This is a genomic window from Tardiphaga sp. 285_C5_N1_2 (assembly GCF_052076065.1).
Taxonomy (GTDB): Bacteria; Pseudomonadota; Alphaproteobacteria; order Rhizobiales; family Xanthobacteraceae; genus Tardiphaga; species Tardiphaga robiniae.
This window is the reverse complement of record NZ_CP197241.1, coordinates 5,407,375-5,429,647: the sequence shown is the minus strand read 5'-3', so window position 1 is coordinate 5,429,647 and position 22,273 is coordinate 5,407,375. Positions and strand designations below refer to the sequence as shown.

Annotated in this window: 17 protein-coding genes; 9 read left to right on the top strand and 8 right to left on the bottom strand. The window is 63.1% G+C overall.

Annotated elements, in window-relative coordinates:
* Nucleotides 1-42: 42 nt before the first annotated feature.
* Both AB7951_RS25720 and pdeM read left to right on the top strand, forming a co-directional pair.
* Nucleotides 43-2,763, top strand: coding sequence for a ligase-associated DNA damage response DEXH box helicase (locus AB7951_RS25720; RefSeq protein WP_439062075.1), 2,721 nt, complete (start codon nt 43-45; stop codon nt 2,761-2,763).
* A 38-nt stretch (nt 2,764-2,801) separates the two neighbouring features.
* Nucleotides 2,802-3,494, top strand: a complete 693-nt coding sequence (gene pdeM, locus AB7951_RS25715) for a ligase-associated DNA damage response endonuclease PdeM (RefSeq protein ID WP_120288144.1) — start codon at nt 2,802-2,804, stop codon at nt 3,492-3,494.
* A gap of 24 nt (nt 3,495-3,518) precedes the next feature.
* On the opposite strand, the gene AB7951_RS25710 is transcribed toward pdeM, so the two are convergent.
* Nucleotides 3,519-4,052 carry an ureidoglycolate lyase gene (locus tag AB7951_RS25710; protein ID WP_120288145.1) on the bottom strand — a complete coding sequence of 178 codons (534 nt, stop codon included), beginning with the start codon at nt 4,050-4,052 and terminating at the stop codon, nt 3,519-3,521.
* A 79-nt stretch (nt 4,053-4,131) separates the two neighbouring features.
* Nucleotides 4,132-4,995 (bottom strand): LysR substrate-binding domain-containing protein, encoded by an 864-nt coding sequence (locus tag AB7951_RS25705; RefSeq protein ID WP_120288146.1) that lies wholly within the window; start codon nt 4,993-4,995, stop codon nt 4,132-4,134.
* Between the two features lie 95 nt (nt 4,996-5,090).
* Between AB7951_RS25705 and AB7951_RS25700 the strand changes: the two genes are divergently transcribed.
* The 3 genes from AB7951_RS25700 (at nt 5,091) to AB7951_RS25690 (ending at nt 8,163) form a co-directional block, all read left to right on the top strand.
* A complete protein-coding gene (locus tag AB7951_RS25700) occupies nt 5,091-6,017 on the top strand; it encodes a DMT family transporter (protein ID WP_120288147.1) in 927 nt (308 codons plus the stop codon).
* 3 nt (nt 6,018-6,020) lie between these two features.
* Entirely contained in the window at nt 6,021-6,785 is a 765-nt protein-coding gene (locus AB7951_RS25695) for an MBL fold metallo-hydrolase (RefSeq protein WP_120288148.1), read from the top strand.
* A gap of 73 nt (nt 6,786-6,858) precedes the next feature.
* Nucleotides 6,859-8,163, top strand: coding sequence for a divalent metal cation transporter (locus AB7951_RS25690; RefSeq protein ID WP_120288149.1), 1,305 nt, complete (start codon nt 6,859-6,861; stop codon nt 8,161-8,163).
* 126 nt (nt 8,164-8,289) lie between these two features.
* On the opposite strand, the gene AB7951_RS25685 is transcribed toward AB7951_RS25690, so the two are convergent.
* The 5 genes from AB7951_RS25685 to AB7951_RS25665 all read right to left on the bottom strand — a co-directional run bounded on the left by AB7951_RS25685 (nt 8,290) and on the right by AB7951_RS25665 (nt 15,359).
* The gene (locus AB7951_RS25685; RefSeq protein WP_068737508.1) at nt 8,290-9,063 is read right to left on the bottom strand and encodes a TIGR02186 family protein; all 774 of its coding nucleotides are present in this window, start codon (nt 9,061-9,063) and stop codon (nt 8,290-8,292) included.
* On the bottom strand, nt 9,060-9,989 hold the full coding sequence (locus tag AB7951_RS25680; RefSeq protein WP_120288151.1) for a sulfite exporter TauE/SafE family protein: 930 nt from the start codon (nt 9,987-9,989) through the stop codon (nt 9,060-9,062). The genes AB7951_RS25685 and AB7951_RS25680 overlap by 4 nt, the downstream gene beginning before the upstream one ends.
* A gap of 215 nt (nt 9,990-10,204) precedes the next feature.
* Nucleotides 10,205-11,020 carry a hypothetical protein gene (locus AB7951_RS25675; RefSeq protein WP_439062076.1) on the bottom strand — a complete coding sequence of 272 codons (816 nt, stop codon included), beginning with the start codon at nt 11,018-11,020 and terminating at the stop codon, nt 10,205-10,207.
* A 116-nt stretch (nt 11,021-11,136) separates the two neighbouring features.
* On the bottom strand, nt 11,137-14,544 hold the full coding sequence (locus AB7951_RS25670; protein WP_441256084.1) for a hypothetical protein: 3,408 nt from the start codon (nt 14,542-14,544) through the stop codon (nt 11,137-11,139).
* A gap of 227 nt (nt 14,545-14,771) precedes the next feature.
* Complete coding sequence (locus tag AB7951_RS25665; RefSeq protein WP_349636628.1) at nt 14,772-15,359, bottom strand: TetR/AcrR family transcriptional regulator; 588 nt, start codon at nt 15,357-15,359, stop codon at nt 14,772-14,774.
* A 77-nt stretch (nt 15,360-15,436) separates the two neighbouring features.
* Here AB7951_RS25665 and AB7951_RS25660 point away from each other — a divergent pair, with 77 nt between their 5' ends.
* From AB7951_RS25660 to AB7951_RS25645, 4 genes are all read left to right on the top strand, one after another.
* Entirely contained in the window at nt 15,437-15,823 is a 387-nt protein-coding gene (locus AB7951_RS25660; protein WP_120288154.1) for a nuclear transport factor 2 family protein, read from the top strand.
* 98 nt (nt 15,824-15,921) lie between these two features.
* Nucleotides 15,922-17,712 carry an acyl-CoA dehydrogenase C-terminal domain-containing protein gene (locus AB7951_RS25655; RefSeq protein ID WP_093761684.1) on the top strand — a complete coding sequence of 597 codons (1,791 nt, stop codon included), beginning with the start codon at nt 15,922-15,924 and terminating at the stop codon, nt 17,710-17,712.
* A gap of 157 nt (nt 17,713-17,869) precedes the next feature.
* Nucleotides 17,870-19,078, top strand: coding sequence for an acetyl-CoA C-acetyltransferase (locus tag AB7951_RS25650; protein WP_441256083.1), 1,209 nt, complete (start codon nt 17,870-17,872; stop codon nt 19,076-19,078).
* A gap of 12 nt (nt 19,079-19,090) precedes the next feature.
* Complete coding sequence (locus AB7951_RS25645; RefSeq protein ID WP_120288155.1) at nt 19,091-21,307, top strand: 3-hydroxyacyl-CoA dehydrogenase NAD-binding domain-containing protein; 2,217 nt, start codon at nt 19,091-19,093, stop codon at nt 21,305-21,307.
* 237 nt (nt 21,308-21,544) lie between these two features.
* On the opposite strand, the gene gstA is transcribed toward AB7951_RS25645, so the two are convergent.
* Nucleotides 21,545-22,159, bottom strand: coding sequence for a glutathione transferase GstA (gene gstA / locus AB7951_RS25640; protein ID WP_120288156.1), 615 nt, complete (start codon nt 22,157-22,159; stop codon nt 21,545-21,547).
* Nucleotides 22,160-22,273 lie beyond the last annotated feature (114 nt).

Genomic DNA, 22,273 nt, shown 5'->3' with positions numbered 1-22,273 from the left:
CTTGACCTCGCAATGACGGCTGAGAGTGCCTAGTTCTAACGCGTGCCGCCCCGTAAATCCGTCACCGAACCCGACCTGCTGCCCGATCATTTCCTGCGCTGGTTCGCCATGCGCGGCTGGTCGCCGCGCGAACATCAATTGGCGCTGCTGCAGAAGGCGAGGGACGATCGCTCGGCGCTGCTGATCGCGCCGACCGGCGCCGGCAAGACGCTGGCCGGATTCCTGCCGACGCTGGTGGAACTGTCTAACCTCTCCCCGCTTGCGGGGAGAGGTCGGCTTGAGAGCGCAGCGAACGAGCCGGGTGAGGGGGAGCGTATAATTGAAACTCCCGAGTTCGCCGAAGCTCCCCCTCACCCGTCGCGGACTGCGTCCGCGCCACCCTCTCCCCGCAAGCGGGGCGAGGGGAAAAACGCCGTCGTTTCCACCGGCCGCACCGTTCTGCGCACCGGGGGCCTGCACACGCTCTACATTTCCCCGCTGAAAGCTCTCGCCGTCGACATCGCGCGCAACCTGGAAACGCCGATCGCGGAGATGCAGCTGCCGATCAAGGTCGAGACCCGCACCGGCGATACGCCGGTGTCGCGCCGCGCGCGGCAGCGCCGCTATCCGCCGGATATCCTGCTGACCACGCCGGAACAGCTGGCGCTGCTGTTGTCGTCCGACGACGCGCCGTTTCTGTTCTCGTCACTCAAGCGCGTCGTGCTCGACGAGTTGCATGCGCTGGTGACGTCGAAGCGCGGGGATCTGCTCTCGCTTGGCCTTGCGCGGCTGTGGAAACTCGCGCCCGACATGCGCGCCATCGGCCTGTCGGCGACGGTCGCCGAGCCCGAATCGCTGGCACGCTTTCTGGTGCCGCAGCCATCAGGCGAAAGCGTCTCGGCCGATATCGTCATCGCCGGCGGTGCAGCCGAGCCGGTGGTCGAGATGCTCGACACCAAGGAACGGTTACCCTGGGCCGGCCATTCCGCGCGCCATGCACTCGGCGAGATCTACGATCTCATCAGGGCCAACAAGACGACGCTGGTCTTCGTCAACACCCGCAGTCAGGCCGAGATGCTGTTCCAGGATCTCTGGCGCATGAACGACGATGGCCTCGCCATCGCGCTGCATCATGGCTCTCTTGACGTCGCGCAGCGCCGTAAGGTCGAGGACGCGATGTCGGCCGGGAAACTACGAGGTGTGGTCTGTACCTCGTCGCTCGATCTCGGCGTCGACTGGGGCGATGTGGATCTCGTCATCAATGTCGGCGCGCCGAAGGGCGCCTCGCGGCTGATGCAGCGGATCGGCCGCGCCAATCACCGCATCGATGAAGCTTCGCGCGCTGTACTGGTTCCGGCCAATCGTTTTGAGGTGCTGGAATGTCGCGTCGCCATCGATGCCGTTGCCGAGAATGCGCAGGACACGCCGCCGCTGCGGACTGGCTCGCTCGATGTGCTGGCGCAGCACGTGCTCGGCTGCGCCTGCGGCGCACCGTTTCGCGCGGACGATCTCTATGACGAAGTGCGCTCGGCGGCGCCCTATGCCGAACTGTCGCGGGTCGATTTCGACGATACCGTGGAGTTCGTGGCGTCCGGCGGCTATGCGCTGAAAATCTATGAGCGTTTCGCCCGTATCAAGCAGGACGCCTCGGGCAAATGGCGCGTCACCAATCCCAAGGTGCGCCAGATGTATCGCATGAATGTCGGCACCATCGTCGAGGATACGATGCTGAAGGTGCGGCTGGTGCGCGGAGGCAGCGGAAAAGGCAAAAAGGGTGTCACTGGTGCGCTGGCGCGCGGGGGGCGTATGCTCGGCCAGATCGAGGAATATTTCATCGAAGGCCTCGTGGTCGGCGACACCTTTGTCTTTGGCGGGGAAGTCGTGCGCTATGAATCCCTGGTCGAGGATCAGGTCTATGTCTCGCGCGCCCATGACAAGGACGCGAAAGTGCCGTCCTATATGGGCGGCAAGTTTCCGCTCTCGACTTACCTTGCCGAACGCGTGCGCAAACTGCTGGACGATGAGCGCGCCTGGAAAGGGTTGCCCGATCAGGTGCGCGAATGGCTGTTGCTGCAGGCCCATGTCTCGCATGTGCCCGGCGCGCGCGAATTGATGGTCGAGACCTTTCCGCGTGCCGACAAGCATTACCTCGTCTGCTATCCGTTCGAGGGCCGCCTCGCGCATCAAACATTGGGCATGCTGTTGACGCGCCGTCTTGAACGCGCCCGCGCGCGACCGCTGGGCTTCGTTGCCAATGAATATGCGCTGGCGATATGGGGCCTTGGCGACACGTCGCACATGATCAGGCAGGGCAGGCTCGATCTTGCCGCGCTGTTCGATCCCGACATGCTCGGCGACGACCTCGAAGCATGGCTCGCGGAATCGGCGCTGATGAAACGCACGTTCCGCACCTGCGCGGTGATTTCGGGGCTGATCCACACGCGGTTCACCGGCGAGGAGAAGTCACGCCGGCAAGTGCTGTTCTCCACGGACCTGATCTACGACGTGCTGCGCAAGCATCAGCCCGATCATGTGTTGCTGCGCGCCGCGCGCGCCGACGCCGCGACGGGATTGCTGGACATTCGGCGATTGAGCGACATGCTGACGCGGATTCAGGGGCGTATCGTTCACCGGGAACTCGATCGCGTGTCGCCGCTGGCGGTGCCGGTGATGCTGGAAATTGGCCGTGAAGCGGTATACGGCGAAGCGTCGGACGAGCTCCTGGCGGAAGCCGCCGAGGAACTCGTGAAAGAGGCGACGGGATTCGAAGAGACGGGATCGTAAGGGTTTTGCGAATCTCGCATTCGTCTTAAAAGAGCACCATGCACGCTGAGACCATCACCGTCGATATGAGCACCGTCAGCATCGCCGGCGTCACGTTGGCTGCGGACCTGTCGGGTGCTTTGTATTGGGAAGAGCAGAAACTTCTCGTGGTGTCCGACCTGCATCTCGAAAAGGGATCGAGCTATGCCAATCGCGGCGTGCTGCTCCCGCCCTACGATACGATCGCAACACTCGGTCGCCTCGGTGCGGTGATCGCGCGTCACGATCCGCGCATTGTGATTGCGCTCGGCGACAGTTTCCACGACCGTGACGCCCACGAGCGGTTGTCCCCGGCCAATCGCGAGGTGCTGTCTGCATTGCAGATGCGCCGTGACTGGATCTGGATATCAGGCAATCACGATCCCGCATTGCCGCCGGATCTCGGCGGCACCGTCGCGGAAGAAGTCGCCATCGGTCCGATCACCTTCCGTCATGAGCCGACGGGGGCTGCAGGCGAGATTGCCGGTCACCTGCATCCAAAGGCGCGCGTCAGCACGCGCGGTCGCGCGGTCGAACGTCGTTGCTTTGCGAGCGACGGCACCCGCGCGGTGATGCCGGCCTTCGGCGCCTATACCGGCGGGCTCAACATCCGCGATGCGGCATTTGCCAGGATCTTCCAGACCCTCGGCTTCGTTGCCCATGTGCTCGGCGACCGGCGCATGCACGCCATTGCCGCCTCGCGCTGTTGCTAGAGCAACATTTCATACATCGTCGTTCTACCCGTCCAGGATCAGGCGAACCTGCGGGATTTCCAGGATGGCAGACTCCTTCGCAGGGCGCTCGTTGACGAGATGGTCGATAAGATCCTCCGTCGTCGAGCCTCGGGTCAGCATCAGGCAGGTCGCATTGTCGGCACGCGTTGCGTGCCAAACGCCGGGATGCATGCAGATTCCGACGCCAGGAGACAAGCGATACGCTCGGAGGGTCGACAAATCCGGCCGCAGGTTTGCGTCACTCAAGCAAAGGATCTGAACGATCTCTTTCGTGAGAGGCACGACCGCCTGTTGGGTCAGGTGATGGACTTCGAGCTTTGAGACAAGCGGATTGTTGTCGCGATACTCGACCCACAAGACCTCGGTGTTGCCTTCCGTGCCGGGATCAAAGACGTGTTCGTGCCAGAAATCGCTCGCCGGGCTTCGAAAACCGATCGCGTCTTTTTTGAGTGGATCGGTTTTGCCGAGCACCCACCCGAAGGGCTCGAACGATGTGGGACTCAGAGCCTCGACAGTAACAGCGTCAGATGTCGGCATGGAGGCTCCTGAGGCTCGTGTCTGAAGCATGGCTTCCGTGGCCTTGCAAACCGACGAGCATTTAAAAGAAAGAGCGGCCTTACGCCGCCTTCGCCTGCACTGTATCGCAGAACTCGGCGAGGTGGTCGGCAAGCCGCAGCGTTGCCGGGCTCGCGTCGGGGGCGGCCATCAGCGTCACTTCAGTCTGGTCGATCGGCGCGAAGCCTTCTTTCGCCGTCAAGATGCGATGGTCGGTCTGGATAGCCATGTCGGACAGGATACTGAGGCCAAGTCCGGCGGCGACCGCGGCCTGGATCCCGGCGAGGCCGGAGCTCGTATAGGCCATGTGCCAACTGCGGCCTGCCGCCTCGATGGCATGGATCGCGCGGGTCCGGTAAAGGCAGCCGGCGGGAAAGCCGATCAACGGGACCGACCGGATAGCGGGGTCGATCGGATGCGCCTTGCTCGTGACCCAATGGATCCGCTCGGGCCACACCGCGATGCCACCTTTCTCACCGGCGGCGCGCTTGAACAGGGCCAGGTCGAGTTCGCCGCGTTCGAGATCGCGGCGCAAATACGTGCTCTGGTCGGCGCGCACGTCGAGCCGCAAGCCGGGCCGCGACCGCGAAAAATTCGCCAGTAATTCGGTCAGGCGATAGGCCGCGAAATCCTCGGGGATGCCGAGCCTGACAGCGCCTTCATTGGTCGGCCGGGCCAGCACGTCGCGGGCTTCCTCTGCCAGCGCCAGCAGCCGTCGCGCATAGGACAACAGCCGCTCGCCGGCTTCGGTCGGGGTCACGTCCTTGCCGGTGCGGTTCAGCAGCGGCTGGCCGATATCCTCTTCCAGTCGCTTGATTTGCTGGCTGACGGTGGATTGGGTGCGGTGAACGCGCTCGCCGGCGCGGGTAAAGCCGCGAGCATCGACCACCGAGACGAAGCTGCGCAGGAGTTCGAGATCCAGCATCGGCTGTCCATTCGATTTTCAACTGACAACAAGTATATCATTTAATTTCCAAATGGGAAGGCGAGCGCATAGACCAGCGACAAAGGAGATTTCCGATGTCCCTCGCGCCGTCAGTCGCGGTTCCTCGTGCCGCCTTCAATCCGCTGCCGATCTATATCGGCATCTTCTGTCTGATCTGGAGTTTCTCCTTTGTCGCAGGGAAGATCGCCGTCACCGATTGCCCGCCGCTCATTCTGCTCGCCGCGCGGTTCTCGCTCGCTGGTGTTCTGATCCTTGGCATTTCCGCCTTGCGCCGCGGTACCTGGTCGCTGTCTTGGCGCGATGTCGCGGCCTACGCTGTCATCGGTCTGGCCAATAACGCGCTGTATCTCGGCCTCGGCTATACCGGCCTGCAAACCATCTCCGCCGGTCTCGGTGGCCTGGTCGTCAGCGCAAACCCGGTGTTTACGGCTGTGTTCGCAGCGCTGCTGCTGAAGGAGCCGCTCACCGGACGCAAGGTCGCCGGGCTCTTGCTTGGCATCGCTGGCGTCACGTCGATCGTCTGGCACCGCATATCGGTGGGCACCGACAGCGCGCAGGGCATCGTATTCACGCTGGCATCGCTCGCATCCATCGTGACCGGGACGATCCTGTTCAAGCTGCTGGCACCGAAGGGCAGCCTGTGGCTCGGCAACGGCGTGCAGAATCTTGTGGCCGGCGTGGTGCTGATCCCGGTGGCGCTCACGTTTTCCGATATCGGCGCGATCGTGCCGAGTGCGCGATTGATCGCTTCGTTTGCATTCCTGACATTGGGCGGTTCTATCCTCGGCTATCTGCTGTGGTTTCACCTGCTGAAGACCTGCGGCGCCACCGCTGCCAGCGCCTATCACTTCCTGATGCCGCCACTCGGCATGCTGTTCGCCTGGATGGTGCTCGGCGAGCATGTTGAAAGTCGTGATCTCCTGGGGATCGTCCCGGTCGCCCTCGGTATCTATCTCGTCACCAGACCGGCCGCTTCACCAGCCCCCCTGCGACAGGAGTAGTTCATGTCCCTCACTATCACCCTGATCGGCGGCCCCACCGCGCTGATCGAAATCGACGGCTTCCGGTTGCTCACCGATCCGACCTTCGATCATCCGGGCGCCTACAAGCTGCCGCATGTCACGCTGGAAAAACTCGTCGGTCCCGCGATCTCCGCCGCGCAAGTCGGCGCGGTTGATGCGGTGTTGCTCAGTCACGATCAGCACTCCGACAACCTTGATAACTCCGGGCGCGATTTCCTGCGCCACGCGCCGCGCGCACTGACAACCATTGCGGGCGCCAAGCGCCTCGGTGGGGATGTCGAGGGTCTCGCGCCATGGGACAGCACCGAACTTACAGGCAAGGATGGTCGATCGCTGACGATCACCGCGACGCCCGCGCGTCATGGCCCGGCCGGCATCGAGCCGCTGTCGGGCGATGTCATCGGATTCGTGCTGAGCTCGAACGCGCCAGGGAGCAGGCCGATCTACATTACAGGCGACACCGTCTGGTTCGATGGCGTCGCCGAGGTCGCACGGCGTTTTCCGGCCGGCGTGGTACTGCCCTTCGCCGGCGCGGCGCAAACCCGCGGGCCATTCCACCTCACCATGGACACCAACGACACGATCGAGACGGCGCGCGCATTTCCCGATGCGACGATTGTGCCGGTGCACACCGACGGATGGGCGCATTTCAAACAGAGCGCCGGCGATCTGCGCGCATCTTTCGACACCCTCGGCTTCGGTGCCCGTCTGCGTATCCTCGAACCGGGTGTACGGACCTTGATCTAGCCCATTGCCAGTCCCTGCTTCGGAACGTTAGCTGCGACGGCACGTTGCCGAGCGGTGAGATGGCAGGGATCAGATGTCGGACCAGTCCAGCGAGAAGCCTGATGAACAGGAGGAGGAAGCTACTGGTCCGAAAGGCTTTCTGAAACGGCTTGGTCCTGGTCTGATCACCGGCGCTTCCGACGACGATCCTTCCGGCATCGGCACCTATAGTCAGGCCGGGGCACAGCTCGGCTACGGCATCGGCTGGACCATGCTGCTGACCTTCCCTCTGATGGTTGCAATCCAGGAAATTTCCGGACGCGTCGGCAGCGTGACCGGTCGTGGCATTTCCGGCAATGTCTGCCGGCACTATCCGGCATCGCTGCTGCACCTCATCGTGTCACTGCTGTTCATCGCCAACACGATCAACATCGCGGCCGATCTCGGCGCCATGGCCGATGCCACCAAGCTGCTCGTTGGAGGTCATGGCATCGTCTATGTCGTTCTGTTCGGCGCGCTCTCGGTAGGCGCGCAAATCTTCTTTGACTACAAGCGCTATGTTTCGGTGCTGAAATGGCTGACGCTCTGCCTGTTTTCCTATGTCGCCGCGCTTGCGGTGGTGAAGGTCGACTGGAGCGCGGCTCTCACAGGCATCCTGCTGCCGCAAATCACCTGGAGTGACTCGTATCTCACCACCATCGTCGCCATTCTCGGGACGACGATTTCGCCATATCTGTTCTTCTGGCAGGCCTCGCAGGAGGCGGAGGACGAACGTATCGATCCCGCCAAAGCTCCATTGATCGAGAGGCCGATTGGTGCCGCGATGGAGTTTTCGCGCATTCGGGCCGACACGATCGTCGGCATGGCATTTTCGAACCTGATCGCGCTGTCGATCATCATCACGGCTGCGGCCACGCTCAATGCCTCAGGCAAGACGGATATCGAGACCTCGGCGCAGGCGGCTGAAGCCTTGCGTCCGATCGCCGGAGTATTCGCAGAGTGGATCTTTGCGCTGGGCATCGTCGGCACGGGTCTGCTGGCGATCCCGGTGCTCGCAGGCTCAACTGCTTATGCTGTGGGCGAAGGTCAGCGCTGGCTGGTCGGACTCGATCGCAAGCCGCGCGAGGCCGTGGCGTTCTACTCGGTGCTGGCTCTGTCTGCCGTGATCGGGATCGCGCTGAATTTCACCTCGATCAACCCGATCTCGGCGCTGTACTGGAGCGCCGTTATCAACGGCGTTCTGGCAGTGCCGGTGATGGTGTTGCTGATGGTGATGTCGCGCCGCAAGGATGTGATGGGCGATTTTGTGATCAAGGGGCCGTTGCACTGGCTTGGTTGGCTGTCGACTGCAGCAATGGCCGTCAGTGTGGTGGCGATGGTGGTGGGGATATTTTTGTAGCGCGCAGAATCTTCAACCGTCATTGCGGGGAGCGAAGCGACGCGGCAATCCAGAAGGCCACAAGCGAAGGAAGACTGGATTGCTTCGTCGCAAGGGCTCCTCGCAATGACGGTGGTGAGAGTAGAGTTAATCCCGCCTGAATACGATCGATGCCGCCCAGCCGGACATCAGTGCCATCGCGGCGGTGAGCAGCCCGTAGATGAAACCGTGATTGCGCGCGGCATTGGCGACGAACTGCTCGAAGCCGACCTTGACGATATCGAACGCCGTCTCCGCTTTCGAAATCAGCGCACCGTCGGCGAACAGTTTGATCTCGACATCATAGGTTCCGATGGGGACTTCGGCAGGCAGCGGAATGCTGGTTCGGAACAGCGTCGGTGTCAGGAATGTCACCGCTGAGGTCTCCTCGCGATACAGTCCGTGTTCCTTGCGCAATCGCACAAAGGCGCTGCGGAACGGGTCTGTGGCCACGACGTCCGCATAGTCGGTGCCGACGCGCTGGGTCAGCAGGACGTTATTGATTCCGAGCTGCTGGCGGCGCTGTACGTCGGCAGGTGCGATAGCGTCCATAGGACGGTTGGAAAACACGGCGAGATAGGACGGCACCTGCAGGAACTGGCGCGAATCCGTGTTGATCCAGATGCCGAAGCGGCGCTCCTTGCGCCGGGTCATGAGGTCGGTGCGCGGCCCGTTGACGGTGACGACCAGATTGTAGTTGTTGCGGCCGGGCGGTGTCTTGTCGTCTTTCTCGACAGCGCCGAACAGCACCAGTTCCTCGCCGGCATAATTCGGTGTCACGGTCACGCGATGGTTCGACACCGAGACGATCAGTTGTTCGGCGCGGGCCGGGGCGAGCATTCCGATGCCGAGTGCGGCGATGATCGGGAGCGCGCGTATCATGGAGCAACGCCTCCGGTCTCGCGGATCGTGAACAGATCTGCGGGGCGAACGACCAGTTCCACCGCGAAGCGGACGCCGACCGCCAGGATCAGCAGGCCCAGCAGCAGGCGCAAATGCTCGCCGCGAATCTTCTGCCCGGCGCGGGCGCCGAATTGTGCGCCGGTGACGCCGCCGACCATCAGGATGAGGGCCAGCACCGCATCGACCAGATGATTGGTGACGGCGTGCAGCAATGTCGCGATCACCATGGTGACCAGCGTCAGCACCATCGATGTGCCGATGACCGTCGAAGTCGGAATGCGCAGCCAGTAGATCAGGATCGGGATCAGGATAAAGCTGCCGCCGATGCCCATCACGGCGCCGATGAAGCCGATCAGGAGACCGACGGCGATCACCGGGATCACCGAGAGATAGATCTTGGAGCGCTTGAACCGCATCTTGAGCGGCAGGCCGTGAACCCAGCTATGGCTGCCGGACCGGCGCAAGTTCACGGGATCACCGCGCCGGATGCGCAGCAGCGCGCGCAGGCCCTCCCAGAACATCAAGCTGCCGACGGCGGTGAGCAGGATCACATAGGACAGCGAGATGGTGAGGTCGAGCTGGCCGAGATTGCGCAGCTGCGTGAAGGCCCACACGCCGAGCGCCGTGCCGACCACGCCGCCGGTCAGAAGCACACTCGCAAGCGCGGGATCGATGGCGCGGCGTCGCCAGTAGGACAGCGCGCCGGAGAAAGACGAGGCTGCAATGTGGCTTGCCACTGACGCGACCGACACCGCGGGGGCGATGCCGACGAAAATCAGCAGCGGTGTCATCAGGAAGCCGCCGCCGATCCCGAACATGCCGGAGACGAAGCCGACCGCAGCGCCCATCGCCAGGATGAGCAACACATTGATCGGAATGTCGGCGATCGGGAGATACAGTTGCACGCGCGTTCGCTTCGGAATTCTGGCCCTGAGTTGGGCCGAAACCGCTCATGGCGTGGTTCTGGAGGCGGCGCGGATTGCGAGCCGCGTCCTCGTCTTAGACGATATCGTCCGTTGATGGGATTAAAGAATTCGGTAAAGGCGCGGTTTTCCGCCTCTACCGATGATACACCTTTCAAGGTGGTAAATTTTGTTGGGCCAGGCGCAGGCCAGCGGCGTCACGACTTCCTGGCCGGATCGGTGACGAGGTTCATGGCGGCAGCCTCGCTGGTGCCGAGCCAGCGGATTTTCTCGGTGGCTGACATCGCCTCGACGACCGACGAGGCGACGCCCATCTTGGTCATGTAGCTCAGCACATAGCCCATGGTGCGCTGTGCCGATGCGGTGGGGTCAGCGCCCGGCTTGGGAGATACAAAGCGGTGGACGCCCAGCCGCGAGCCCTCGACGCCGATGCGGGCCTTGCCGCCGGCATAGGTCATCACGCAGGCGCTGGCGCAATAGGACGGTTTGATCCGGCCGGCCGAATCCACCGTGCCCACGGCGGTGGTCAGCCCGCGCGCACGGATGATCTCGCCCATGATAATGGCCTGGCCGACATTTCCGCCTGGAGACGACAGCAGCACGGTATCGCCGGGCGCGAGTTTGGCTTCATCGAGCTTTTCGCGAAACCAGCTCGCAGTGGCTGGCCCGATCTCGCCCGTGATCGCCAGCCCTGGACGGCCGCGGCCCGAATTGTCCGGATCGAGATTGGCGACCTCTGAAGATGCCATGCTCGGCGAGACATAGAGGTCTTTCCAATAGGCCCAGGCCTCAGGTTTGGAGAGCTCCTGATAGGCCTGCGCGCCGATGCCGCCGAATATCACGACCGCGAATGCGACCGAGGGCCAGTTGAACCATTTGCTGCGCGGTGCCTCGGGCAGCGGGGGCTGCGGTGGGGCAGACGGCTCGGCGGGACGTGCGGCCCAGGGGTTGACCGTAGGAATCCCTGATGGACGTTCCGCGTCCCCCGATGTGTCGTCATTTCGAAAAGACAAACCAGTTTTCCTCGTCGTTCAGTCCGGCCCGGCGCGCACTTCACGGCGCCAAGTCTGCTGAAGGTTTGTTGAGGAAATAAGACCGCCGGTTCGATCCGGCGGCCAGAAAATCTGCCTTAGCGCGCAGCCCGCTTGCCCATCGATGCTTTCGCCCCGGCCTGTGCCGGCGTGGCATCCCAACCGCCCGCGGGAGTGGCCACGTTAATGGCGTCTTCGGGCTGGCCTTCCGGCGCGAAAGTCTGGACCGCCAGCCTGGCCGCGGCCAGCGACTGCGGATCGAGGCGCTTGGCGATGTCGTCGCGCTTGCGGCCGGCATCGACGTCGCCCTGGGCTCCGGCGAGGCTGAACCACTTGAAGCTCTCGGCGAGGTTCTGTTCGACGCCGATGCCGCGGGCATAGAGGATGCCGAGATTGAATTGGCTGTCGGCGACGCCGCGATCGGCGGCCTTGCGGAACCAGTACGACGCGCTCTTGTAGTTGGCGCCCTTGGTGCCGCCATCGGCATCGAGCACGGCGAGATTGTGCATCGCCTTGGCGTTACCACGGTCGGCCGCGAGCACGTAATAGCGGCGGGCGACGTCGAGATCTTTCTTCGCGCCGAGGCCCTTCTCGAACAGCGCACCCAGGCGGAACATGGCCGGCACGACATTGGCCTGTGCCGCGCGGTCATACCACTTGGCGGCTTCGTCGTAGTTCTGCGCCACGCCCTTGCCCTCGGCATAGCGGACGCCAATTTCGAAGGCGGCGGAGGCGTCGCCCTTGAGCGCCGCGCTGCGCAACGCGGTGCTGCCGATAGTCTCGGGCAGGCGCTCGCCGGCGGGGATCGAGGCTGTGGTGATCTTCTGGCCGCTCGACGGCAGCACCGGCCCGGCGGCACTGGCCTGCGGTGCGGCAATGCTGCCGGTCACGTCGGGCGACACATACGGCACGGGCGCGGCCTGTGGCACTGGCTGCGGCGCAGGCTCGACGGCGGCGGGTGGCGGTGCGATCAGCGATTGCTTGCCGATCGGGGTGGGCGATGTCATCGACGGCGCGGCCGGCACCGGAGCAGCGGGCTTGGTCAGGACCTCGGCCGGCTCGGGCGCGTTCAGCTGCAGCGGCGGTGCCGAGTGAATATTCTCGGCCACCGGCGCCGGCGAGCCGCTGTCCAGCAGCGTCATCGCCATCTTGAACGAGCCGAGCACGATCACGACCACGCTGGCGCCGACCAGCAGTGAGCGGATCTTCGAGCCGATCGTGGAGGATGACTTTTCGCTATCGGCAAGCTGCGGCCCGGGTCTGGTGGCCTTCGATTTGTCGGTCCTGGATTTGTCAGACCTGGACTTGTCGTTGCCGGTTGCGGCGGCAGCCTGTGCGGCGCGACGCGCGGCAGCAATGAAACTCGACGCGGTGGCCTGTTCGGGGGCATCGACGGCGATTTCGCTGATCGCGTCTTCCGACGCGGCGATGCGTTCGGATGGCGATGCGCCGCGGCCCTGCGGACGCGTGCCGGGTTCGAGCGGATGATCTGGTGGCAGCGCCGGGTCAACCATCGGGCGCGGCGACGGACGCTCGGTAGCGGATGCAGACTGCGCGACTGGCTTTGGCGCGGGCGGAGGATCGAGAATGTCGCTGATCGCCTTCGGCATCGGGAAGGCCGATGCCGGTTCGTGCGAGATCGCAGTTGCCGCGAAGTCGCGCGGCGCGGCATCGAAGTGAACTTGCGGCGGACGCACCTCGACCTGCGACGGCGCAGCCTGTGGCTTCACCGGATTGGGCATCTGCGGGCGCGTCGGAGCCGGCACCGAAACATCCGGTGCAGTCGCCGGGCGCGAGGTCGGAGCGGGTGTTGCAACAGGCGCGGATTGCTTGGCGGGCGCGGCGCTGACCGCGCGCAGATCGCCTTCGATCCTTGCGAGGCGATCGACCACATGGCCGAGCGTGGAGTGCACGACCTCGAGCGAATCCTGCGTGTGACGATCGGTTTCCGACTGGCTGAAGCGCATGTCGGACAATTCGCGCTTGATCGTGTCGACCAGCCCGGGATCGACCGATGGCGTCTTGCTGCGGGGATTGTCCAGCGCGGCGAACATCGATTGCTGGCGTTCGAGATGGCGCAGGATGTCCTGCAGCCCGTCCTCGACGCGGCCGAGATTGTTGCCGCGCGTATCGGTGATGTTCTCCATCCGCTCGAGCAGATAGGAGACGCGCTGTTCGAGATGCGCGAAGGCCGACGACGAGTCATTGCCCACCGGCATATGGTCGAGACGCTCGGACAGCGTCCGCAATGCGGTCTCCAGATGATCCGAGCTGGCCATGACAGCCGGGCGCTCGCGATTTTCCAGCGCTGCCGTCAGCGTCATGATGCGCGCCTCAAGCGCGGCAAAGGAATCGCTGTTGTCGGCGCGTGCGAGCTGATCGATCTTCGACGACAGCGTCTGCAGGTCGTCGCTGAGACGGCCGAGCGCTTCGTTGGAGGCGACGTTGGAAACGATGGCACGCAGCGCGGCGATCGCGCCCTGCAGCTGTTCCATGGTGCCGGGATCGTTGCTCGAGCGCACGATCAAGTCGATCTTGCCACCGAGATTGCGGATCGCCTCGTCGAAGCCGGCGAGCTGTTCGGCCGGCGTCAGCGTGGTCAGCGTCTTGTGGATGTCGGCGAGCGCGCGTTCGAGATTGGCCAGCACGTCGCCGTCGATGCCGCTGTGGCGGTTGTCGTCGATGCGGCGGCCGAGTTCACGGATCTCGTTTTCGATTGATTCAATCGCGCGACGCGGCATCGCTTCGGTGATGACGTTGCGGATCTCGGCGAGTTCGCTGCGGAAGGCCGCGATCGACTGCTCGATATTATTGTCCGGGCGCTGCAGCGCGTCGATCTTGGTCGTGATCTGGAACAGCTGCCGCTCCAGGCCGGACATATCCGGCATGAAGCTCTGCGGTGGCGCGGCAGGTTGTGCATAAGGCGGCTGTATAAAGGACGGTGCAATCGGCGGCGCGTTGCGCGGGGCCATGCGCGGCGTGCCGTCGAGCTCACCCTGGCGGGCGGCGATCTCGGCGATGGCGAAGTCCAGCGAGAACGGATCGATCGGCGGCGAGGCGCTATAGACCTGATTGGCGGCGCGCTCGACCATATCGATGCGCGGCTGTTGCGGCGGCGGCGCGGGGCGATATGTGGGCTCGCTGATCTGCGACAGGCGCGCATCGAGCCGTGAAATCGCATCATTGAGCTGGCGCGCAACGCCGGGCTCGCTGCTGCGTTGTGCAGGCTTCGAGAATAGTTCGATCTGCCGGGCAATGGCGTCGAGCCGCTCGTGGATTTCGACGACATCGGCCGCGTCGCGCTGCGGCAGGGCCGCACGCGGGGTGAGGGGGCGTTCCTGGTCGCGCGGGCGTGCGTTGGGCGAGTTGTAGCGCGGGGGAGCTTCGCCGATGGTCGAGTTCAGCCAGTCGCCCAGCGACATGCCGGCACGGCGCGCCGCAGCTTCGGCCCGCTCGCGAACCGATGGCTCAATCCCGTCAACACTCCACGATACGCGCGAATTCATGCTTTGGTCCGGTTCCGAGCTTGACGCCCACCAGCGCCTGCAGCCTCCCCCGCGCGTCCCATTGTGAAGACAATCGTAACGTGCGCGGGTCGTCTGCCTCTGATCCGGACTTTTCAGGGTTAGGGTAAATAACGGGTTAAGGATCGGGCTCGGCCAGCCTTAAAAGTTAACTCGCTGATATACTTGCGCCGATTTGCAGGTAGGATCGGATGTCTCTGACTTTGGCGTCAGCGCGTAAACAGCGCACTCAAATCGTCGACATCCAGTTCGGTGATGGCGCTGTGGCGCGGATCCATCACCGCGGACTGGCCGATATAGGCCCAATAGAGAAACTCGGCGCGGGGCAGTGCCCGCTGGCTTTCCACCCCGGCCTCAATCAACCATTTCGCCATATAGCCGACCCGCCTCGCATCCACCGAGGCGACCATTTTGGCGACGTCTGTGTCGGTCGAGGCCATGGCGCGGATGGCACGGTCCAGGCTGCGATCTTCGTTGAAAGCGAGCTTCATCAGGTGGGTCAGACGTGCGGCGCCAGCGACCGAGGCGTCGATCCCCTCGATCACCTGATCGGTCGTCCGCTCCTGCCAGCGCTGCAGAAGCTGTAGTCGAAATTCAGATATGTCTTTGAAATGCCAATAGAAACTTCCGCGTGACACGTTTAGGCCGGTGGCCAGTGCGCCGACCTTCAGCGCGTCGGCGCCTTGCCGCGCGAGGATCCTCAGCCCGTGGTCGAGCCAGGCCGAGCGCGTCAGGCGGTCTTTGGTCAGTTGGTCATCCATTCCCCGACCATACACATGTGTATTGACGAAATCCACGCTCTGGCGTTAACGTCCATGCAGAAGTGTATGGAGCGGCACTGGCCGAACAGTGCCCGATGCGGGAGGGAGAGCCGATGAGCGTGAGCGGCCTCGATAGATGGTACAGCTTCATGCGGTCTCATGATCGGGCGATGCTGTGGGACCTGCTGCATCCGGACGCCGTGTTCGAAAGCCCGGTCGTGCATGCGCCGCAGCGGGGCCGTGAGATCGTGTTCAAGTATCTGACGACTGCAGAGAAAGTGCTGGGTGGCCCCGGCTTCGCCTACAAAGGCGAATGGCGCAGCGACAACGGCGCGGTGCTCGAATTCGAGAACGAGATCGAAGGCATCAAAATCAATGGCGTCGACATGATCACCTTCGCCGATGATGGGCGCATTACCCACTTCAAGGTGATGGTCAGGCCGCTCAAGGCCATCAACCTGTTGCACCGGTTGATGGGCGAGGAATTGGCGCGGCAATGAGCCGCCAGCCGCTTGCTTCATCTCCGATAACAATTGCGTAAATCTGACACGGCGGCGCCGTATCATCCGATCAATCGAATTCAAACCGAGAGAATTCCATGCCCAGCTACAAAGCCCCGCTCGAAGACGTCGGCTTCCTGCTCAACGACGTGTTTCAGTTCGATCGCTACAACAATCTGCCCGGCTTTGCTGACGCGTCCGCCGATGTGCGCGAAGCGATTCTGGGCGAAGCCGCCAAGCTCAGCGAAGAAGTGCTGCAGCCGCTGAATCGTGTCGGCGATCTCGAAGGCTGCAAGCGCAACGACGACGGCAGCGTGACGACGCCGAAAGGCTTCAAGGAAGCCTACAAGCAGGTCGCGGAGGGCGGCTGGCTCGGTCTCTCGGCTCCCGCTGAATTCGGCGGTCAGGGTCTGCCGGTGACGCTGTCGCAGACCGTCGCCGAATTCCAGATCTCCGCCAATATGGCGTTCTCGATGTATGGCGGCCTTACCATGGGCGCGACCGCAGCACTCATCGTGCACGGCAAGCCCGAGCAGAAGTCGATGTTCCTGCCCAAGATGGTCGCCGGCGAATGGACCGGCACCATGAACCTGACCGAGCCGCATTGCGGCACGGATCTGGGCCTGCTGCGCACCAAGGCCGCGCCACAGGCGGACGGCAGCTACAAGATTTCCGGCACCAAGATCTTCATCTCGGCCGGTGAGCACGACCTTGCCGACAATATCATCCATCTGGTGCTGGCCCGCATCGAGGGCGCACCAGCCGGCATCAAGGGCGTGTCGCTGTTCGTTGTGCCGAAGTTCATGGTCAATGCCGATGGATCGATCGGCGCACGCAACGGCGTGATGTGCGGCTCGATCGAGCACAAGATGGGCATCCACGGCAATTCCACCTGCGTGATGAATTACGACGGCGCCACCGGCTGGCTGATCGGTGAAGAGAACAAGGGCATGCAGGGCATGTTCGTGATGATGAACGAAGCCCGTCTCGGCGTTGCCGTGCAGGGCCTTGCGCAGTCCGAAGTCGCCTATCAGAACGCGGTCGCCTATGCGAAGGACCGTTTGCAGGGCCGTTCGCTCACGGGGCCGAAGTCGCCGGACAAGCCGGCCGATTCGATCATGGTGCATCCGGACGTGCGCCGCACGCTGCTCACCATCCGCGCTTTCAACGAAGCCGCCCGTGCCATGGTGGTGTGGACCGCGCTGAAGAGCGACGTCGCGCATCGCTCCGACGATCCGAAGGAGCGTCAGGCTGCCGACGATCATATGGGCCTGATGACGCCCGTGCTGAAGGGCGTGCTCACCGATGGCGGTTTTGCCAACGCGGTCTCAGCGCAGCAGATGTTCGGTGGCCACGGCTATATCGCCGAATGGGGCATGGAGCAGTTCGTGCGCGACGCGCGTATTGCCATGATCTATGAAGGCGCCAACGGCATCCAGGCACTCGATCTGGTCGGCCGCAAGCTGCCGCGCGATGGCGGCCGTGCCGCGATGGCGTTCTTCGGTGAGGTCGGCGCATTTGCGAAGGAGCATGGCGCTGACGAAGCCATGAAGCCTTACATCGATCCGCTCTCGAATGCGCTGGGTCATCTGCAGCAGGCGACCATGTGGCTGATGAACAATGCCATGATGAAGCCCGATAACGCCGGTGCCGGCGCGACCGATTACATGCAGCTGTTCGGCCTCACCGCCTTCGCCTATATGTGGGCGAAGATGGCCAAGGTCGCGCAGGACAAGATTGCCGCCGATGGCGCGACACCCTATCTGACGACCAAGCTGGTCACCGGCCGCTTCTTCATGGAGCGGATGTTGCCCGAAACCGCACTCCATCTCGCCCGCATCCAGACCGGAAGCGCGACGACGATGGAGCTTCCTGCGGAAGCGTTCTGAGATTAATAAGTACTCCGTCATCACCAACACACGCCGTCATTGCGAGCGCAGCGAAGCAATCCAGAAAGCCAAAAGCGAAGACTGGATTGCTTCGTCGCAAGTGCTCCTCGCAATGACGAGCCGATAGATCAACTATCCGACAACCGGGAGAGAATGAATGCCCGAGGCATATATCTACGATCACGTTCGCACGCCGCGCGGCCGCGGCAAGGCCGATGGCTCGCTGCATGAGGTGACCGCGCTGGCGCTCGCTACTGCACCGCTGAAGGCGCTCAAGGAGCGCAACAACCTGCAGCCGGGCACCATCGATGACGTCATCCTCGGCGTGGTCGATCCGGTCGGCGAGGCCGGCGGCGATATCGCGCGCATGGCTGCGCTGTCGGCCGGCTATGGCAACGACGTTCCGGGCATCCAGATCAACCGGTTCTGTGCTTCCGGCCTCGACGCTGTGAACTTCGCCGCGGCGCAGATCATGTCTGGCCAGCACGACATGACCATCGGCGGCGGCGCTGAGAGCATGAGCCGCGTCGGTATCGGCGCGGCTGGTGGTGCCTGGCCGGTCGATCCCTCGATCGCTGTGCCCGCCTATTTCATGCCGCAGGGCGTCTCGGCGGATCTGATCGCGACCAAATACGGGTTCTCCCGCGACGACGTCGATGCCTATTCGGTGCAGAGCCAGCAGCGCGCTGCCAAGGCCTGGGACGAAGGTCGCTTCAAGAACTCGGTCATTCCGGTGAAGGACATCAACGGCCTCACCATTCTGGCCAAGGACGAGCATATGCGTCCGTCCACCACGATGCAGTCACTGGCCGCGCTGCAGCCGTCCTTCGTGACCATGGCGCAGATGGGCGGCTTCGATGCGGTGGCGATCCAGTCGCATCCGGAAATCGAAGGCGTCAACTACTTCCATCACGCCGGCAACTCGTCGGGTATCGTCGATGGCGCTGGCGCCGTGCTCCTCGGCAGCGAGGCGGCCGGCAAGAAGGCGGGCTTGAAGCCGCGCGCGAAGATTCGCGCCTTCGCTAATATCGGCTCCGAGCCGGCGATGATGCTCACCGGTCCGGTGGACGTCACCAAGAAGGTGCTGGAGCGTTCCGGCATGAAGCTGTCGGACATCGATCTGTTCGAGCTCAACGAAGCCTTCGCCTCGGTGGTGCTGCGCTTTATCCAGGCCTTCGATATCGACAATGAGAAAATCAATGTCTGCGGCGGCGCCATCGCCATGGGCCATCCGCTCGGCGCCACCGGCGCGATGATCCTCGGCACCGTGCTGGACGAACTCGAGCGCACCAACAAATCGACGGCCCTCGTCACCCTCTGCATCGGCGGCGGCATGGGCACCGCCACCATCATCGAACGCGTGTAAGGAGCGGCCAACATGACCTTCAAAAATTTCAAGGTTGAGACCGACGCCGATGGCATCGCGCTCGTCACCTGGGACATCTCCGGCCGTTCGATGAACGTGCTCGACGTCGCGACCATCGAGGAACTCGGCGCGATCGTCGATCAGACCACTGCGGATGCCGCCGTGAAGGGCGTCGTCATCACCTCCGGCAAGGAAGCTTTCTCGGCCGGTGCCGATCTGTCGATGCTCGAAGGCATGGGCAAGGTGTTTGCCGAGACCAGGGCTGCCAAGGGCGAGGAAGCCGCGCAGCAGATGCTGTTCGACGAGAGCCGCAAGCTATCGCTGACGCTGCGCAAGATCGAGACCTCCGGCAAGCCATGGGTCGCGGCCATCAACGGCCTCGCGCTCGGCGGCGCATTCGAACTGACGCTGGCCTGCCACTATCGCGTTGCTGCGGAAAATCCGAAGACGCGTCTGGGTCTGCCTGAAATCAAGGTCGGCTTGTTCCCAGGTGGCGGTGGCACCCAGCGCCTCGCGCGTATGCTGCAGCCGCAAGACACGATGCAGATGCTGCTCAAGGGCGAAGCGATCAATCTCGTCAAGGCGAAGGCGATGGGCATCGTCGGCGCGGTGGTGCCATCAGCCGATCTCATCTCGGCCGCGAAGGAGTGGATCAAGGCTGGCGGCAAACCCGTCGCGCCTTGGGACGAGAAGGGCTTCAAGCTGCCCGGCGGCCCCGTCTATTCCAAGCAGGGCATGATGATGTTCCCCGCGGGTAACGCGATCTATCGCCGCGAGACCTTCGACAATTATCCGGCGGCCCGCGCGATCATGCAGTGCGTCTATGAAGGCCTGCAGCTGCCGATGGATGCGGCGCTCCGCGTCGAGTCCCGTCAGTTCGCGCATATCCTGCAGACCAAGGAAGCGGCGGCGATGATCCGCAGCCTGTTCCTGTCGATGCAGGAGCTCAACAAGGGTGCGCGTCGTCCGCAGAACGTGCCGCCGACCAAGGTCAAGAAGCTCGCCGTCATCGGCGCCGGCTTCATGGGTGCGAGCGTGGGCTTCGTCTCCGCACGCGGCGGCATGGACGTCGTGCTGATCGATCGCGATCAGGCCAGCGCCGACAAGGGCCTCGGTCATTGCATCGCGGCCATCGATGGCTTGATCGCCAAGGGCCGCGCCAAGGAGGCCGACAAGACCGCTTTGATGGCGAAGATCACTGCAACCGCTGACTTCGACGTCATCAAGGACTGCGATCTCGTCATCGAGGCCGTGTTTGAGGATCGCGCCGTGAAGGCCGAGATCTACAAGAAGGTGCAGCCGTTGCTGAAGGAAGGCGCGATCATCGCCTCCAACACCTCGACGCTGCCGATCAACTCGCTGGCCGAAGAGTTCTCCGACCAGTCCAAGTTCATCGGCATTCACTTCTTCTCGCCGGTCGAGAAGATGATGCTGGTGGAGATCATCGTCGGCAAGAACACCGGCGATGTCGCGCTCGCCACCGCATTGGACTACGTCCGCGTCATCGGCAAGACGCCGATTGTCGTGAATGACTCCCGCGGCTTCTTCGCCAATCGCTGCGTGTTGCGCTTCACGGCCGAAGGCCTTGAAATGCTGCTCGAGGGCGTGCCGCCGGCGATGATCGAGAACACCGCCAAGATGGCCGGCATGCCGGTCGGCCCGCTGTCGCTGTCGGACGAGATCGCGCTCGATCTGGTGCTGAAGATCATGAAGGCCACCGAAGCCGATTTGGGTTCGCAGGCGGTCGATCAGGCGCAGAAGAAGCTGATTGTCGAGATGGTGGAGAAGCAGGAGCGCTTTGGTCGCAAGAACGGCAAGGGCTTCTACGAGTATCCGCCGAAGGGCAAGGGTTCGAAAGCGCTCTGGAAGGGCATCGCGCCGTTGCTGCCGAAACCGGTCGATCCCGATACGCTCGATGTCGAGGAGCTGAAACAGCGCTTCCTGGTGGTGCAGGCGGTGGAAGCTGCCCGTACCGTCGAGGATCACGTGATCGTCGATCCGCGCGAAGCCGATGTCGGCTCGATCCTCGGCTTCGGCTTCGCGCCGTTCACCGGCGGTACACTGAGCTATATCGACTTCATGGGCACAAAGAAGTTCGTCGAGCTCTGCCACAAGCTTGAAGCCAAATACGGCTCCCGCTTCACGCCGCCGAAGCTGCTCGAAGAGATGGCCGCCAAGGGCGAGACCTTCTACGGCCGCTTCCCGCCGAAGAAGCTCGCGGCGGCGTAGTCGATAGCACGGACCGTAATGCTCCCTCCCCCCTTGCGGGGGAGGGCCGGGGAGAGGGGTGCCCAGAACTCGGGCGTCGCGATTTGCGGCCACCCCTCTCCCTAACCCTCTCCCGCAAGGGGAGAGGGGACGACAGCGCCAAGTCTATCATGTGGTGATCAACGCGGCATCCAACACAAACAAAAAGGGCCGGATCATTGATCCGGCCCTTTCGTATTTCAGCGCGATGCCAGCAGCTTACGCCGCCTTCATCAGGCCTTCCTTCTCCAGCGCGGCCTGCACTTGCGGGCGGGCAGCGACGCGGTCCTTGTAGGTCATCAGGTTCTTGAATTCGGAGAGATCGATGCTCATCCGGTCGGCCCATTTCAGCATGACGAACAGATAGCCGTCAGCGACGCTGAAATCCTTGCCCAGCAGGTAGTCCTTACCTGCGAGCTGGCCATCGAGATATTTGAACTTGCCCATCAGGCGGGTCTTGAAGAAGCCCTTCACTTCGTCATCGAACACCGGCTGGAACAACGGGCTGAAGTTCTTGTGCAGCTCGCCGTTGATGAAGCCAAGATATTCCTGCAGCTGGCGGCGTGCATCGCTGCCATTGGCCGGCGCCAAATTTTTGGCAGCAGCTTGGTCGGCGATGTACTGCACGATAACCGGACCTTCGGTCACGAGCGCTCCGCTGTCGAGGCCGAGGGCTGGCACCTGGCCCTTGGGGTTGATGGCGAGATAGTCGTCGCCATTTTCCAGCTTCTTGGCTTTGAGGTCGACCTTCACGAGATCGTAAGGCAGGCCAGCTTCGAGAAGTGCGATATGAGGCGAGAGCGAACAGGCGCCTGGCGAATAATACAGCTTCATCGAAAATTCCTCCCTGAAGACATTGGTTTAACCACGCGGGTGACTAAATGCATTTGCATGAACGAGTCAAGATTGATGCAGCTGCATCAAGTGGGCTAGGGTGCCGCCACCATT

Bases quoted from the DNA above. Each gene is read 5' to 3' on its own strand.
- AB7951_RS25695 (WP_120288148.1), top strand. From the start codon at position 6,021: ATGTCCCTCACTATCACCCTGATCGGCGGCCCCACCGCGCTGATCGAA.
- AB7951_RS25660 (WP_120288154.1), top strand. From the start codon at position 15,437: ATGAGCGTGAGCGGCCTCGATAGATGGTACAGCTTCATGCGGTCTCAT.
- AB7951_RS25650 (WP_441256083.1), top strand. From the start codon at position 17,870: ATGCCCGAGGCATATATCTACGATCACGTTCGCACGCCGCGCGGCCGC.
- AB7951_RS25645 (WP_120288155.1), top strand. From the start codon at position 19,091: ATGACCTTCAAAAATTTCAAGGTTGAGACCGACGCCGATGGCATCGCG.
- AB7951_RS25670 (WP_441256084.1), bottom strand. From the start codon at position 14,544: ATGAATTCGCGCGTATCGTGGAGTGTTGACGGGATTGAGCCATCGGTT.
- AB7951_RS25705 (WP_120288146.1), bottom strand. From the start codon at position 4,995: ATGCTGGATCTCGAACTCCTGCGCAGCTTCGTCTCGGTGGTCGATGCT.
- AB7951_RS25690 (WP_120288149.1), top strand. From the start codon at position 6,859: ATGTCGGACCAGTCCAGCGAGAAGCCTGATGAACAGGAGGAGGAAGCT.
- gstA (WP_120288156.1), bottom strand. From the start codon at position 22,159: ATGAAGCTGTATTATTCGCCAGGCGCCTGTTCGCTCTCGCCTCATATC.
- AB7951_RS25655 (WP_093761684.1), top strand. From the start codon at position 15,922: ATGCCCAGCTACAAAGCCCCGCTCGAAGACGTCGGCTTCCTGCTCAAC.
- pdeM (WP_120288144.1), top strand. From the start codon at position 2,802: ATGCACGCTGAGACCATCACCGTCGATATGAGCACCGTCAGCATCGCC.
- AB7951_RS25700 (WP_120288147.1), top strand. From the start codon at position 5,091: ATGTCCCTCGCGCCGTCAGTCGCGGTTCCTCGTGCCGCCTTCAATCCG.
- AB7951_RS25710 (WP_120288145.1), bottom strand. From the start codon at position 4,052: ATGCCGACATCTGACGCTGTTACTGTCGAGGCTCTGAGTCCCACATCG.
- AB7951_RS25685 (WP_068737508.1), bottom strand. From the start codon at position 9,063: ATGATACGCGCGCTCCCGATCATCGCCGCACTCGGCATCGGAATGCTC.